Annotated in this window: 13 protein-coding genes; 6 read left to right on the forward strand and 7 right to left on the reverse strand. The window is 38.2% G+C overall.

Annotation, left to right across the window (positions count from 1 at the left end; genetic code table 11):
• Positions 1–219 precede the first annotated feature (219 nt).
• The 5 genes from IQI_RS18025 to IQI_RS18045 all read left to right on the forward strand — a co-directional run bounded on the left by IQI_RS18025 (position 220) and on the right by IQI_RS18045 (position 6,138).
• On the forward strand, positions 220–1,455 hold the full coding sequence (locus tag IQI_RS18025) for a sugar ABC transporter substrate-binding protein (protein ID WP_064094061.1): 1,236 nt from the start codon (positions 220–222) through the stop codon (positions 1,453–1,455).
• A gap of 161 nt (positions 1,456–1,616) precedes the next feature.
• Positions 1,617–2,516 carry a carbohydrate ABC transporter permease gene (locus IQI_RS18030; RefSeq protein ID WP_064094062.1) on the forward strand — a complete coding sequence of 300 codons (900 nt, stop codon included), beginning with the start codon at positions 1,617–1,619 and terminating at the stop codon, positions 2,514–2,516.
• 33 nt (positions 2,517–2,549) lie between these two features.
• Positions 2,550–3,380 (forward strand): carbohydrate ABC transporter permease, encoded by an 831-nt coding sequence (locus IQI_RS18035; RefSeq protein ID WP_064094063.1) that lies wholly within the window; start codon positions 2,550–2,552, stop codon positions 3,378–3,380.
• 8 nt (positions 3,381–3,388) lie between these two features.
• The gene (locus IQI_RS18040) at positions 3,389–5,023 is read left to right on the forward strand and encodes a glycoside hydrolase family 13 protein (RefSeq protein ID WP_064094444.1); all 1,635 of its coding nucleotides are present in this window, start codon (positions 3,389–3,391) and stop codon (positions 5,021–5,023) included.
• A 122-nt stretch (positions 5,024–5,145) separates the two neighbouring features.
• Positions 5,146–6,138 (forward strand): LacI family DNA-binding transcriptional regulator, encoded by a 993-nt coding sequence (locus tag IQI_RS18045; RefSeq protein WP_064094064.1) that lies wholly within the window; start codon positions 5,146–5,148, stop codon positions 6,136–6,138.
• A gap of 350 nt (positions 6,139–6,488) precedes the next feature.
• Here the strand turns inward: IQI_RS18045 and IQI_RS18050 are convergent, their stop codons facing one another.
• The 7 genes from IQI_RS18050 to IQI_RS18080 form a co-directional block, all read right to left on the reverse strand.
• Positions 6,489–7,166 carry a hypothetical protein gene (locus IQI_RS18050; RefSeq protein ID WP_064094065.1) on the reverse strand — a complete coding sequence of 226 codons (678 nt, stop codon included), beginning with the start codon at positions 7,164–7,166 and terminating at the stop codon, positions 6,489–6,491.
• Positions 7,167–8,143: 977 nt separating this feature from the next.
• A complete protein-coding gene (locus IQI_RS18055) occupies positions 8,144–8,605 on the reverse strand; it encodes a hypothetical protein (protein ID WP_064094445.1) in 462 nt (153 codons plus the stop codon).
• Between the two features lie 2 nt (positions 8,606–8,607).
• Positions 8,608–9,396: a hypothetical protein gene (locus IQI_RS18060; RefSeq protein ID WP_064094066.1), complete on the reverse strand. Its 789-nt coding sequence runs from the start codon at positions 9,394–9,396 to the stop codon at positions 8,608–8,610.
• 375 nt (positions 9,397–9,771) lie between these two features.
• Complete coding sequence (locus tag IQI_RS18065) at positions 9,772–10,269, reverse strand: response regulator (protein ID WP_064094067.1); 498 nt, start codon at positions 10,267–10,269, stop codon at positions 9,772–9,774.
• Positions 10,270–10,349: 80 nt separating this feature from the next.
• Positions 10,350–11,378: a fatty acid desaturase gene (locus IQI_RS18070; protein WP_064094068.1), complete on the reverse strand. Its 1,029-nt coding sequence runs from the start codon at positions 11,376–11,378 to the stop codon at positions 10,350–10,352.
• 166 nt (positions 11,379–11,544) lie between these two features.
• Positions 11,545–12,768 (reverse strand): M28 family metallopeptidase, encoded by a 1,224-nt coding sequence (locus IQI_RS18075; RefSeq protein ID WP_064094069.1) that lies wholly within the window; start codon positions 12,766–12,768, stop codon positions 11,545–11,547.
• 143 nt (positions 12,769–12,911) lie between these two features.
• On the reverse strand, positions 12,912–13,385 hold the full coding sequence (locus IQI_RS18080) for a divergent PAP2 family protein (RefSeq protein WP_064094070.1): 474 nt from the start codon (positions 13,383–13,385) through the stop codon (positions 12,912–12,914).
• Positions 13,386–13,616: 231 nt separating this feature from the next.
• On the opposite strand from IQI_RS18080, the gene IQI_RS18085 reads away from it, so the two are divergent.
• On the forward strand, positions 13,617–13,940 hold the full coding sequence (locus IQI_RS18085; RefSeq protein ID WP_064094446.1) for a YnfA family protein: 324 nt from the start codon (positions 13,617–13,619) through the stop codon (positions 13,938–13,940).
• The last annotated feature ends 2 nt before the right edge of the window (positions 13,941–13,942 follow it).

A 13,942-nucleotide genomic window follows, 5' to 3' on the forward strand; every position in this document is an offset into this window, starting at 1 on the left:
GTATCATTTGGTAAATAACTTAAAAATCTAGTATTTTTCAGAAAAGTATTGAAAGCGTATTCATGTTTGATTATAATATAGTCATCGAAACGTTTCAATAATAGTTGATAAGTTTAAATATTTATTTTCCTGGTATCCTTTTCAGGACAATAAATCTTATCAGCACTGATTCAAAATTTTTTAATAGGGTTTTAAACTAATAGAAATGGAGATGAAGGTATGAAAAAGAAAACATGGTCTTTCTTAATGATTTGTGTACTTGCGTTATCTACTGTATTAGCAGGTTGTGGTGGCGGAAGCGACTCAGAGGATGGGAAGAAAACAATCACAGTTTGGGCAATGGGTGAAGAAGGTAAAAAGCTTAGTAAACTTGCTGACAAATTTGAAAAAGAAAACACAGATATTAATGTAAAGGTACAAGCAATTCCTTGGGAAACAGCTCATGACAAACTGTTAACTGCTGTGGCGTCAAAAAATGGTCCTGATGTTCTTCAATTAGGAACAACTTGGGTGCCGGAATTTGCAGATGCAGGTGCACTACTTGATCTAACTCCTTACTTAAAGGATTATCCGGATTTCAAACCTGAGAATTATTTCGCAGGTTCAGCAGACTCTATGACATATGATGATCAAGTTGTTGGTATACCTTGGTATATTGACACTCGTGTTCTTTACTACCGTACAGATTTATTAAAAGAAGCAGGATACGATAAAGCCCCTGCTACTTGGGATGAAATGAAAGATGCAGCGAAGAAGTTAAACGACAGAGGCGACGACGTGTACGGTCTTGATATCGACCGCAACGACCAAATCACACCGTTTATCTTTGCTTGGCAAAATGGATATGAATTTGAAGGTAAAGATAAGATGAATTTCGATAGTCCTGAATTTAAAGAAGCAATGGAATACTATACAAGCTATTTTAAAGAAGGAATCAGCCCTACTACTGAAGGAATGGATATTGTCCAAGCGTTTAAAGACGGCGTGAAGCCAATGTTCTTCAGTGGTCCATGGATGATTAATATCATTAATGACCAGGCTCCTGATCTTAAGGATAAATGGGCAGTAGCTGTTATGCCGAAGAAAGAAAAGAACACTTCAAGCATGGGTGGAGCCAACTTCTCTATCTTCCATAATTCAGAGAATGTAGATGAATCACTTAAGTTTATTTCTTTCGTAAATGAAGTGGACACACAAATGGAATGGCTGGAAATGTCTAATACCCTTCCATCAAGAAAAGAAGCATGGGAAGAGCCTAAATTAAAGGACGATCCTCTATTATCTGTTTTTGGAGAACAGCTGAAATCTACTAAAGCATCTCCTCAAATTAAAGAGTTTGAAAAAATTGCACAGGAATTCCTTTCAACGATTGAAAGAGTAACTGTTGGCGACGCTGACTTAGACAAAGAATTAGAGCAGTTTAATAAAAAAGCACAAGAAATGGTAGAAGAGTAAACAGAATCATTCAAGACGAAAATAAATGAAACAAACGCTTCTATTATGAAGTTATAGTAAAGTACATTTGGAGTTACAGGCATATGGATCACACCTTTGCCTGAGCTCCATTTTTAGCAAGCTGACCTTTACGAAGCGTAGTTTTAGTTAGGTGGGATATCATGGGCAATGGATTTAAATTCAATAAAAACAATAAACATCCATATGTGTTTATAGCTCCTGCGGTTATTATATTGACTGTCTTTAGTATCATTCCGATCATAGTAGCATTCTTTATAAGCTTTACAGACCTTGACTTAAAAGGCCTAGCCGATTGGTCCAACATCAGTTTCATCGGATTTGAGAATTATTCAAAGTTGATAACGGATGATTTATTTCATAAGTCGATCATCAATACATTGTTTTATGTTGTTATCGGTGTTCCCCTTGTCATTATATTCTCATTGGGAATCGCCTTATTGCTGAACTACGGAACAAGCTCGTTGTTCAAAGTGTTTCGGGGCGTATACTACATGCCTTCTATCACAAACATCATTGCCGTTGCAGTGATTTGGGGATTTCTTTACAACACAGAGTACGGATTATTTAACTACCTATTATCACTATTGGATGTGGATAAAATTCCTTGGTTAGGAGAGCCAACGATTGCGAAACTATCGTTGATTGTTTTAGCCGTATGGAAGGGAATCGGAATCAATATGATCATTTTCCTTGCTGCATTACAAGGAATTCCAAAATCCTATTACGAGGCTGCTGAAATGGATGGGGCCAATCGATTGCAGGTATTATTTAATGTAACGATCCCATTATTGAGATACGCAACTTTCTTCGTCACGATTACCACCTTAATTGGTTGGTTACAATTCTTCGAAGAACCATTTGTAATGACAAACGGTGGTCCATTAGATGGGACAATCTCAATGGCCCTATTCATCTACAAAAAAGGCTTCCAATTTAGTGAATTTGGTTATGCTGCAGCTGGTTCCTTTATTTTATTTATCTTTATCATTCTTATTACGTTATTTCAATTCAAGCTTAGAAAATCTGATACAGAATATTAAGTCTGAAAATTTATTAGTATCGGGGCTGAAACAATGAAAGCAAATACAATGAAACGAAAAACCGAAAAAACGCTAGTTACCTTACTCATGATTCTTGGTGGAATCCTGGTGTCCATTCCTTTCATATGGATGATTTCAAGCTCATTCAAGCCTGAAAGTGAAGTCTTGCAAATCCCACCTACCTTGTTCCCAGAGAATCCTACATTGGAAAACTATTTTAACTTATTTGAAAGCATGAACTTTGGGGTGTATTTAAGAAATACCCTTGTGATCGTCTTATTTTCCTTTTTAGGATTATTCTTTAATGCTATGGCTGGTTATGGATTTGCCAAGTTTCATTTTAAAGGGAAGGATAAAATCTTTTACCTTGTGTTAGCCACTATGATGATTCCTGCACAAGTTACGATGATTCCAGTTTATTTGATTTTAAATGAAATGGGCTTAACGAATACAATGGCCGGGATTATCCTGCCGGGTCTGGCAGCAGCATTTAGTATCTTTCTATTTAGGCAGTTTATGACCACGATTCCAACTGACTTAATTGAAGCGGCTCGTTTAGATGGAGCAGGAGAATTCTACATCTTCTTTAAACTAATTGTTCCGATTGCAAAGCCAATCTTTGCTGTACAAGGAATTCTAACGTTTATTGGTGCTTGGAATAGCTTCTTATGGCCGTTAATCATTGCTAATGACGAAAGCCTCTATACCCTATCAGTAGGACTTTCTTTGCTTCAAGGACAATATGCAAATAACTTCGGCTTACAAATGGCTGGTGCTGCCTTCATGGTGGTTCCTATTATCATCATCTTTTCCTTCTTCCAGAAGTATATCGTTGAAGGATTCACCATGTCGGGGATTAAATAATGATGACGATGGAACAGAAATGGTGGCATAAGTCGACAGTTTATCAAATCTATCCAAGAAGTTTCCATGATCACAATGGAGACGGGATCGGAGACATACAAGGTATCATTGAAAAGCTAGATTATCTAGCTTTTCTTGGTATTGATGTTATATGGTTAAGTCCTGTCTACGAATCCCCCAACGATGACAACGGATACGACATCAGTGATTATTACCGTATTCATGAAGAATTCGGGACGATGGAAGACATGGAACAACTCATTAAAGAAGCAAAAAAAAGAAACATCCATATCATCATGGATCTCGTCATCAACCATACATCCGACGAACACCCATGGTTCATCGAATCCCGCAAATCCAAAAACAACCCCTATCGCGACTTCTACATTTGGCGAGACGGGAGGGACGGACCTCCAAGTGAGCTAACCTCCATCTTCAGCGGCTCAGCTTGGGAGTATGATGAAGAAACGGATCAATACTACTTTCATTTATTTAGTAAAAAGCAACCGGATCTTAACCTTCATCACAAGGAAGTACGAGAGCACTTGTACAACATGATGAGCTTTTGGCTGGATAAAGGAATAAGCGGATTCCGAATGGATGTCATTGATCTTATCGGAAAAGAAATTGATCAAAACATTATCCCAAACGGACCGAAGCTCCATGAGTATTTACAGGAAATGAACGAGAATGTTCTTTCGAAATACAATGTGATGACCGTTGGAGAAACACCATCTGCCACTACTGAGATCGCCAAGCAATTTACAGGGCCAGGCAGAAATGAATTAGATATGGTATTCACCTTTCAACATATGTCCCTTGATGAAGTTCAAGGAAAAGGAAAATGGGAGCTAAAACCATTAGACCTGTTAGATTTAAAAAACACTCTCAGTCATTGGCAAACGGCTCTTCACGACAAGGGCTGGAATAGTTTGTATTGGAACAACCATGATCAACCACGAATTGTATCTCGCTTTGGAAATGATGGAGAATATCGAGTAGAATCAGCTAAAATGCTTGCCACCGTCCTTCATATGATGCAAGGCACTCCCTATATCTATCAGGGGGAAGAAATCGGCATGACGAATATTCAATTCGATACCATCAACGACTATAAAGATATTGAAACATTGAATTATTATAGGGAAAAAAGAGATGAAGGGGTCCCCCACGACACGATTATGCAATCGATTCAAGTCAAGGGACGAGATAATGCGAGAACCCCTTTTCAATGGGATACGGAACAGAATGCTGGATTTACGGAAGGAAAGCCTTGGATTGAAGTGAACCCTAATTATAAGGCAATCAATGCCGAAGCTTCTCTTCAAAACAAGCAATCCATCTTTTATCACTATAAAAAACTAATTGAACTACGAAAGAAACTCGACATTATCGTTTATGGTGAGTACGAACTTCTATTAAAAGAACACAAGGAGATCTTCTCTTACGTTCGACGCTATCAGAATGAAACATTACTTGTAGTGGCAAATTTTTATGAAGAAGAAACAGAATTTAGATTGCCGAAAGAAATAAGCGATTCCAATGCCACTCTCATTATCAGTAATTATGATGATTCGAACACTCACCCTGCTTCCCTTACATTGAGACCCTACGAAGCCGTCGTTTATGCAATGAAGGAATGATTTTCTCGTTCTGAAGCCTGTAATTGAAGGAACATAACGGTATAATAAGAGTAGTACAGAATACTCAGACTTATTACCGGAGAGCAACTGCTATTTGTATAGCAAGCATAGGATGTGAATACATGGCAACCATTAAAGATGTAGCAAAGCTTTCAGGAGTAGCCGTTTCCACGGCCTCCTACGCTTTAAATAACAGCACCAAAGTAAGTGAAGAAACAAGAAAGAAAGTATTAGATGCAGCAAAACAATTGAACTATCAAAAGAACGGACTTGCATCTGATTTAAAACGGACCAGTACGAATACCATTGCCTTGATTCTAAGTGATTTATCAGGTCCTTACTATTCTGAATTGATTAAAGGCGTTCAGGATGTAACCTCCACAAACGGCTATGATCTTATCGCATGCAGCTCTATTGGAGGAGCACAATCGACTGCGATTAAATTTTTGAAAGAAAAACGAGTCGACGGTGTGATTATTTTAGCTCATAACATCACAGATGAAACCATCATGGAATCTACAAGAGAAGGATTTCCTATCGTTGTATTAGACCGGGATATTCAAAACGACTTTGTTTTACAAGTGGAAGTGGACAATGTGGAAGGAGCCTTTCAAGCAACAGAACACCTCATTGAAAAAGGCCATAAAGATATCGCGTATATCAGTGGTCCGTATAATTCCCATGATAATGAACTACGTTTCAAAGGGTATAAAGAGGCCCTTGAAAAACACGGAATCCACTATCGCTCTAAATGGAAAACCTCAGGTGGGTTCACACGTGAAGGTGGATATAAAGCAACCAAAATGCTCATTGCTCAGCAAGATATCCCCCAAGCTATTTTTTACGCAAACGATGAAATGGCCATTGGTGGATTACAAGCTCTTTCAGAAAAAAAAATCAACGTTCCAGAAGACATTTCTATTATTGGATTCGATGATATTCAACTGTCTGAGTATGTTTCGCCTCCCCTTACTACCATGAGGCAGCCGAAATACGAAGCAGGTGCCTTAGCCGTTCATCTGATCTTCCAGAAGCTGGCGAAAGAAGAAGTCGATCCATATTATAAGTTGACAACTGAGTTAGTGGAAAGAAGTTCTGTGAAGGACAATCGCTAGTTTAACTGGAACATAAGTGATTTAGCCTACGTAAAACCCGAAAAAATTTGCGATTCACCTGGCAAAATTTTTCGGGTTTTTAGTTTAAATGTTCAGTTAGATATTCGTTCATTCAAGCGGTTGATTGGAGTGCAAGACGAAGACTCCTGCGGGAAGAGTAGCTAATGTGAGACCCCGCAGGAACCCAGTGACGAGGAGGCTCACGGGCTACCCGCGGAAAGGGAAGTCTTGCACGGATATCAATAGAGGTGATTAGAGTTTTGTCCCAGCCTCTTTTTGGTACATCTATCTTCTTCCATTAAAAAACCTGACCTCACGTTAGTTCTGAAGGTCAGGCTCTCTAAAAAATTCTATTTTTTAAATGATGTAAACTTCAACACACCCTTCATAAATTCTTCGTAGGATGCAAAATGTTTGTTCCATTGGTTATACCATTTGCGGATGGTCTCTAGTAACCAGAACGGTACTGATTTCCCATCGATTAAATGATAATGCTCATCATATCCTTTTTTTAAATGCTCCCACCTGAAGTCGTTTCCAGGCTGGACGTATTCAGATACATCAATAATTTTTGCCCGTCCGTCTTGAAGCAATATATTTTTCAAATGAATGTCTCTAGGATTGAGCCCTTTTTGACGGACGTATTCTCTCGCTTCTTCCACGTCTCTAACCACTTGTTCCGGGATATGAACGCCTTGTAGCAAGCAGTCATAGAGGGTGATTCCTTCCTCATAGCTTAATACGAGATATTTATCATTTGCAGCAAAGCACGTTGAGAAAAAAGGAGATTCTCCTATTAAACTGTAAACTTTTTCTTCAATTTTTATTTTGGCTATTTTGTCTTCGGCATACAGTTTAAAGGCATATTCCGGTGAATAAACAGATTGAAAAACCGCTGCATCAGTCCCCACCCCGACACACCTAAGGCTATCATCACCACCAAAAATGGTTACAGGCTCATTGTTTGGATTAGACATGACCGTCACTTGAGAAAGAGAATGAATGGCATCTTCCCATTTATTACTCATATACTTCCTCCTTCATTCTCTTTAAAACTAGTTTTTTAGTATGTGCCTCTTATTAAATCTATTTCTAAATCGTTTGTTTAATCCTATATATAAAAGGTTGTTATTGCAAAGATTTGCTTCTCTCTATGGCTCTGTCAACCAGTGTGTGCCAGGTAGTGAGGGGAACTGCTTCGCTTTCCGCGGACGTTCGGCCGAGCCTCCTCAGCTTCGCTTCCGGGGTCTCGGCACGCCCGTTCTTCCGCAGGAGTCTACGCATTTCCCCTCACCACCTATAAGAGTTTTAAGTGACAGAGCTTAATGGTGACAAAAAACAATCGAAAGAAGCTGTCTTGCTATAATTCAAGTTCAATTAACCACTACACACTTTTAAAAATGCTGTTTTTCAACCGTATATGGTATTAATATTAGTCTATAGCAAGAACCTCAGGCTAAGAAAGTTGATTCTCGCTGCAGGTGCTCGGCTCCTGCGGGAAATGCGGGAAGATACGAAAAGCGTAGGGGCTTTGTTCAGGGGCGACAAGCATAAGGCGATTCTGCCGGAAATGCGCTTTTTGCCTTTTTGGCAGAATTGACTTATGACCTCGAGCCTCTAAGCCCGGAGCTAGACATTGAGACCCCACAGGGCATGCGCCCCGCGGAAAGCGAGCACCTGGAGCTGAAATCAACTACTACTCGCTTTATCTATTCAATAGCCACAAAGTTTACGAAAACAGCCTTTCTGAAACAACATTCCTTGCAATGGAATTATGATCTCTTAAAGGCTTACGATTAGGGCGGGAAAAACTTAAATCACACCTAAAGTAGGTATTGAAATAACACTGTAATTAGTGCTGTATTTAAACACTAAAACCCAGATCCTAATGGTTCTGGGTTTTTATATCTTCATGAACTTCTTATTCCATTAATGCTCCTAGACTTGAACTATATATAAGCGGCTTCGTCCACTATAATTGAAATTGAATAAGCATAATGTGATATCAACTTTTTACTTTGGCTAATCCTAAAGCAAAATGCTCCCAGAGTATTTTTTCTACGGCCTCACCCTTTGTTTCGTCACACTCAACAATTAGAATGACTTCGGATTGTTTTCCCTTTAATCTTTGCTGTTTTTTATTGCTCATTAAGACAATAAACAACCGAATCAGTAGTCCAATAATAAATCCACCAATCGCACCGATTAATCCCCAATAGATTGGTCCCCACTTAAGTTCAAAACCGATGCTAGACGTGATGACAGCAAATGCTGTTGCTAAAGGCATGGCAATATCAATAAGAGAAATTCCGTCTGACCGGTGCAACGTATCAAATATCTTTCTGCTTTCTTCTCGATTATCAAGGGGGACAGCATATATATTTTCTTTTTTTATGCCAATTTTTTCTAAATTTGATATAGCGATTTCTAAAAACATGTTATTTTCAAAAGTTGAAAACAATTGCATACTCATACAATCTTTTTTCCTTTCAGAATTCGAAATGTTTTGACTTGATACTGATTCTTTAGGAAACGCCTCTGTTCTTTTTCGTAAAGCTTATTATTTTCTACAGTATTCGTATACGCATCAAATATAGCGAAACCATATACAGAAGGAAACATAAGTAACCACTCAGGTTTTAGTACGTTAGTCGCCCTTTCTATTTCCCCTAAAAAAATCCAAGATATGCCTTCTAACATGTGAGAGTAGTAAAAGAATACGACACTCCAAATGATGATCATGAAAGCTGCAACGATTCTATGAATGTATAGTTGCCCTAATCCAGGCATGAATAATGACCATAATACGGCTTGGATAGGACTTCTTTTATCCAAATAATTGATTTCTAATGCACCTATACTAAAGGAGTTTATTTCATGATCTTCTCTTTCAGTAAGTATATAAACGTTATTCAAATCAACTGTTGTGCGATAACTATCCCATATGGCAAAAATATAGACTGGTATATAAATTAGCAGCCAGCGAGTATCTAATACCTCTTTTGCCATGGGGATGTTCCCCTGAAAAGAATAGATCATTGCTAGGTTTACATGTGCCTTTAAATTTATAACTACTTCCCATGCAAATAAGAGGAATCCTCTTATATACTTCGACAACAGCAAATGACCAAATCCAGGAAAAGATACTGACCACCATGCAATAATATAAGGATTTCTTAAATGTATTTGGGTAGTGCCTAGAATACTGACATGTGCCTTATATCTTCTTGCAGTGTTATTGTTCGAATAATTTTCCAAAATGAGTCCGCCCTCTTGTGTTCATTAATGTCCTTATATTTTACATACTTGAGAAAATTTATTATAAATGTTTTTTTATGAACATTTGCTCAATTAAACGGCCATTAATTGTGTATGTAAACATAATTCCTTACAAGGGAGGTTCTAAGAGTAATTGATCAGCAGTAGTAAAATGTAGATTAACAGCGATTTCAACACGCTTATTTGTTAGACACTAGTTTTTGTTCAATTACTGATCGATGTGTTAATTCGTCTAAAACTCGGTTAAAAACAGATCTATAACAAAAAATAAAGCAGGTCTAATTCTAATGAGAATTAGCCTGCTATTTCATCTGTTATTTGCTGTTTCATCTCTTCACAAGGGTTCTCACATCATTAACCAGCGGGCATTTTCATCTTACCAATCATTGTTGAAAAGTAATGACGTACGGGATTGGTTTGGGTAAAGACTTCATCCTTTAAGAACGCTTCTTCATGGTGATCCAGGTTATCCTCCATTAGCTTAGGAGAGTATATCCTTTTTCCTTCCATAATGAAGCGAATCGATGAGGTTAACTCTTCACTAGGACTATCCTTTAAGAGATAGCCTTTAATATCTGACTTAACTACTTTTTGAAAATATCCTTCACTAGGAAATGTTGAAAGGACAATGACTTTACATCCCATCCTCTTTAAATTGTCTGCAAGTCCGTCCCTCTCGAGCATCTCGATATCCATCATACAAATATCTGGGCGTAATCGGTTTACAAGGTCGAGTATTTTTTCCCCTTTTCCCGCTTTTCCGACCACTTCCATATCGTCTTCTAAGTTGAGTAAGGAACCTATTGTTCCCAACAATAATTCTTGATCCTCTAAAATGACAATTCGAATCATGTATGTTCTCTCCTTATCTGGCCGTTACTAAGCAAAGACTCCCCTTTGAGTATTTGATCAGGGGAGTCAGGGTTAGTGAATTAATGTTCAGGTTTTGCTTGAGGCGCAATGCTCGTTTTCTTTGAAGAAGACTTAACGGCTTTAAAGCTGACAAAATTCTTTATATCGTCGTCCCAAAGTTTAAAACGTAGCGATCCTAAGCTCGTTGCAAGCGAAATCGTTGGAACGTGTTGCAATGGAGCTGTATTTTTGTGTGCTTCTTCAAGCTTGTAGTTCGGTACTCTTGGGCTTAAATGATGCACATGGTGGAAACCAATGTTCCCGGTTAAGAATTGCATTAGCTTTGGAAGCTTGTAAAATGAACTTCCTTCCACTGCCGCTAAAACATATTCCCACTCTTTATTTTCTTCAAAGTAAGAATCCTCGAATGTGTGCTGTACATAAAACAACCAAATTCCAACTGAACCTGAAATCATGAAAATTGATCCTTGTACAAGTAGAAATGACTGCCAACCAACTGCGAGACACAGAAGTGCAACCACAGCTACGATTAATACATTGGTTAAATAGGTGTTGTTACGTTCTTTTTTTCTGGCATTTTTACGATTAAAACGATTTTTTAAAAGGAAAACATATATCGGACCTAAACCAAACATGACGATTGGATTACGATAAAAACGATACGCTAAACGAAGCTTCAATGGTGCTTCTTTATATTCTTTGACAGTAAGTGTCCAAATGTCACCCGTTCCACGCTTGTCTAAGTTACCACTTGTAGCATGGTGAATCGTATGCTCATGTCCCCACTGATCGAAAGGAAACAGGGTCAGTACACCCATAATCGTTCCGAGAATTCGATTGGCACGACGACTTTTAAAGAAAGAAAAATGGGTACAATCATGAAAAATAATGAACATTCTTGTCAAAAATCCAGCAGCTATTATGATTGGAACTAACGCTAACCAATACGAAATGGATAGGCTTTGATAGGCAAGGAACCATAAAAGAACAAATGGGCCAAGTGTATTAATGATTTGCCATACACTTTCCTTTGTAGTTGATTTTTCAAAAGGTGCTATATCTTTTTTCAAGGTTTTAAGATTTGTCATAGAGTTGAATTCCTTTCCTTTAACTTGATAAGACTCATTATAGAGGAAGGAAATTGTTCTTGTTAGTAGTAGGTGTCATGTACAGGTTATGACATTTGTCATATTAGGGGGATTTTTTTAAGGTTATTTGCAATTTTTTAGCAGGGACAGCTCCCATTCCACTGCTTTAAATGCCTACTCCCTTTGCTTCTCTACTCCATTCAACTTTTTTATCTTGTAAGTCCCTTATAATGTCCATAGCTAATGAAAAAACTTCCACTAATTTATCGGAACGTAGCCAGTGGATTTGGTCATCTTTTGTATGCAATAGATCAGCGACTCCCGTACAACTGAACGGAATACTCGGAATTCCTTTTGCAAAAAAAGTAAAATGATTGCTTTCATACCAAGGGTTCGTCCATTGAACAGATGGGAAGTTCTTTTTTAACAACTTCAATTGATTCTCGAGTTCCTTTGAACCGGACATAAGAGTAAGATTGTTTGTACCAAGAGCTTGACCAACACCATCAAAATTCATAGCGACTAACGCTTGTTGAAGGTCATGTTTGTTTTCTCTTAAAAATATTTCGTCACCTAGTCCAAGATATTCCTCTGAACTAAAGGAAATAAACTCAAATCCTACACGACGACTATTCTGTTTCATGATTTCTTCGGCCAGCAAAAGCATGACAGAAACTCCTGAAGCATTGTCGAATGCACCACTGGTTTCAAACACCGTATCATAATGGGCACAGATAATAATTCTTTCTGGTCGAGTACCGTTTACTCTTCCGATAATATTCTTCGTTTTACCAGGCGTTCTTTCACTTTTGATGATCAATGATAAAGGAGAAGAATGATTATTACGTATTCTCAATCCTACTTCAGGTGTCACCGTAGCAGAAGGAATCGCAAAATCCCAGTCATTAAAAATAGGCAGGCTGCTCTCCTTTTGCATTCGGACTGTGATAACAGCAGCAGGCTTTTTCTGCTCAAGTAAAGAAATGATTTGTTGGTGATGCACTGGATTGTATATAGTAAATCCTTTAGGAACAAAATTCTCCTTTGACAGCTCGCCATATAAAAAAGCGATTTTTCCTGATAGATCCTGAGCTGCTTCCAACTCTTCTATCGTACAAAAAGCCATCACCTCTCCTCTTACCTCGCAAGGCGCTGAGAAGTTATTGCTTTTCACATCCAGTCTCTCACTATCTAAAGTGACATAAGCTTCATTAAGCTCCCAGTGGGGAACGTCAAATTCTTGTGTCTCCACCTCTAATCCTGCTTCTTTAAAAACGTTTTCGATATAGTTACCAGCTCTCAGGTTTTCCACTGTGCCAACTGGCCGACATCCAATTTCCCTAGATAAAAACCTGGCATGCTTCATTACTTGATCTTGTAAAGAACTCAAGGTTTTTCCTCCTTTTGAACGATTAATTCCATATTTTAACTTTAACATAAATATCCAATTATGAATCAAAAAAGGATGAAATCGTGATGATTTCATCCTTTTTCAACCAAATCCCAAACGTTAATTAAGATGTCTCTGATCCTTTATTTATTTTCATACATCGCGGATAAGTACCCTAAAACAGCGCCTAATATAGCTCCGCCAAGGACTTCTATCGGCTGATGTCCTAAAAGCTCCTTCAGTTCTTTTTCCCTTTCCACAAATTCAAAGCTAGGAAATTTTCCTGAACTTGAAATGGCGGCAAAGTTATCCTCCAATTCATTGACCAAACGTGCTATTTCACCTGTATGACGGCGAATTCCCTGAGCATCATACATGACGATTACACCAAAAATGACGGCCAGTGCCGTTTCAGTATGACCTGAGCCTTTATTCGCCGCTATGTAGGTACTAAGTGCCGAAACCCCGGCTGAATGGGAGCTTGGCATTCCACCCGTTGTCGCAACCTGCTTTACATCCCATTCCCCTGTCAGCTTCTTATGGGTCAGGATCTTCAGTCCTTGTGCAATCGCAATCGACGATATGGCTGTCAAAATTCCTCTGTTCATCTTCTTCATCTCTTTCATCCTCCACTTCGCAATCAGGTTCAAATTGCTTCTTTTATTTCCATTACCCTAAGTGAAGAATTTTATGCGAGTGCTCATGACATTAAGATAAAAAGTTGTATTCGTTACTTTTATGAATTTTTCTTAATGGAGTATAATGATCATTAAGATTGTTCAACGAACGGAGCAGAATAATTTCATTAGTATTTGAAATAAACTATACGCATTTAGGAAGTGATTAAAATTAGTGCAATTGTTTTATTTATACTTGCAGGAATAGCAGAAATAGGTGGAGGTTATTTAATCTGGTTATGGCTGAGAGAAGGTAAGCCTTTTTATTGGGGATTAGGTGGAGGAATAGCATTAGCCATATATGGAGTAATTGCTACATTTCAATCTTTTCCATCATTCGGCAGAGTTTATGCTGCATATGGTGGAGTGTTTATTATTCTATCTGTTTTATGGGGATGGGGCATAGATAAGAAAACACCTGATTTATATGATTGGGTGGGTGCAGGAATATGTTTAATAGGTGTTTCCGTTATGCTACTTGCACCACGTCAATAGAG

It is taken from the genome of Rossellomorea aquimaris TF-12 (assembly GCF_001648555.1).
GTDB classification, from domain to species: domain Bacteria; phylum Bacillota; class Bacilli; order Bacillales; family Bacillaceae_B; genus Rossellomorea; species Rossellomorea aquimaris.

What these genes read in the sequence shown, in the direction of transcription:
- IQI_RS18025 (WP_064094061.1), top strand. Translation starts at nt 220, where the DNA reads ATGAAAAAGAAAACATGGTCTTTCTTAATGATTTGTGTACTTGCGTTA.
- IQI_RS18045 (WP_064094064.1), top strand. Translation starts at nt 5,146, where the DNA reads ATGGCAACCATTAAAGATGTAGCAAAGCTTTCAGGAGTAGCCGTTTCC.
- IQI_RS18050 (WP_064094065.1), bottom strand. Translation starts at nt 7,166, where the DNA reads ATGAGTAATAAATGGGAAGATGCCATTCATTCTCTTTCTCAAGTGACG.
- IQI_RS18040 (WP_064094444.1), top strand. Translation starts at nt 3,389, where the DNA reads ATGGAACAGAAATGGTGGCATAAGTCGACAGTTTATCAAATCTATCCA.
- IQI_RS18080 (WP_064094070.1), bottom strand. Translation starts at nt 13,385, where the DNA reads ATGAAGAAGATGAACAGAGGAATTTTGACAGCCATATCGTCGATTGCG.
- IQI_RS18030 (WP_064094062.1), top strand. Translation starts at nt 1,617, where the DNA reads ATGGGCAATGGATTTAAATTCAATAAAAACAATAAACATCCATATGTG.
- IQI_RS18070 (WP_064094068.1), bottom strand. Translation starts at nt 11,378, where the DNA reads ATGACAAATCTTAAAACCTTGAAAAAAGATATAGCACCTTTTGAAAAA.
- IQI_RS18065 (WP_064094067.1), bottom strand. Translation starts at nt 10,269, where the DNA reads ATGATTCGAATTGTCATTTTAGAGGATCAAGAATTATTGTTGGGAACA.
- IQI_RS18035 (WP_064094063.1), top strand. Translation starts at nt 2,550, where the DNA reads ATGAAAGCAAATACAATGAAACGAAAAACCGAAAAAACGCTAGTTACC.
- IQI_RS18055 (WP_064094445.1), bottom strand. Translation starts at nt 8,605, where the DNA reads ATGCAATTGTTTTCAACTTTTGAAAATAACATGTTTTTAGAAATCGCT.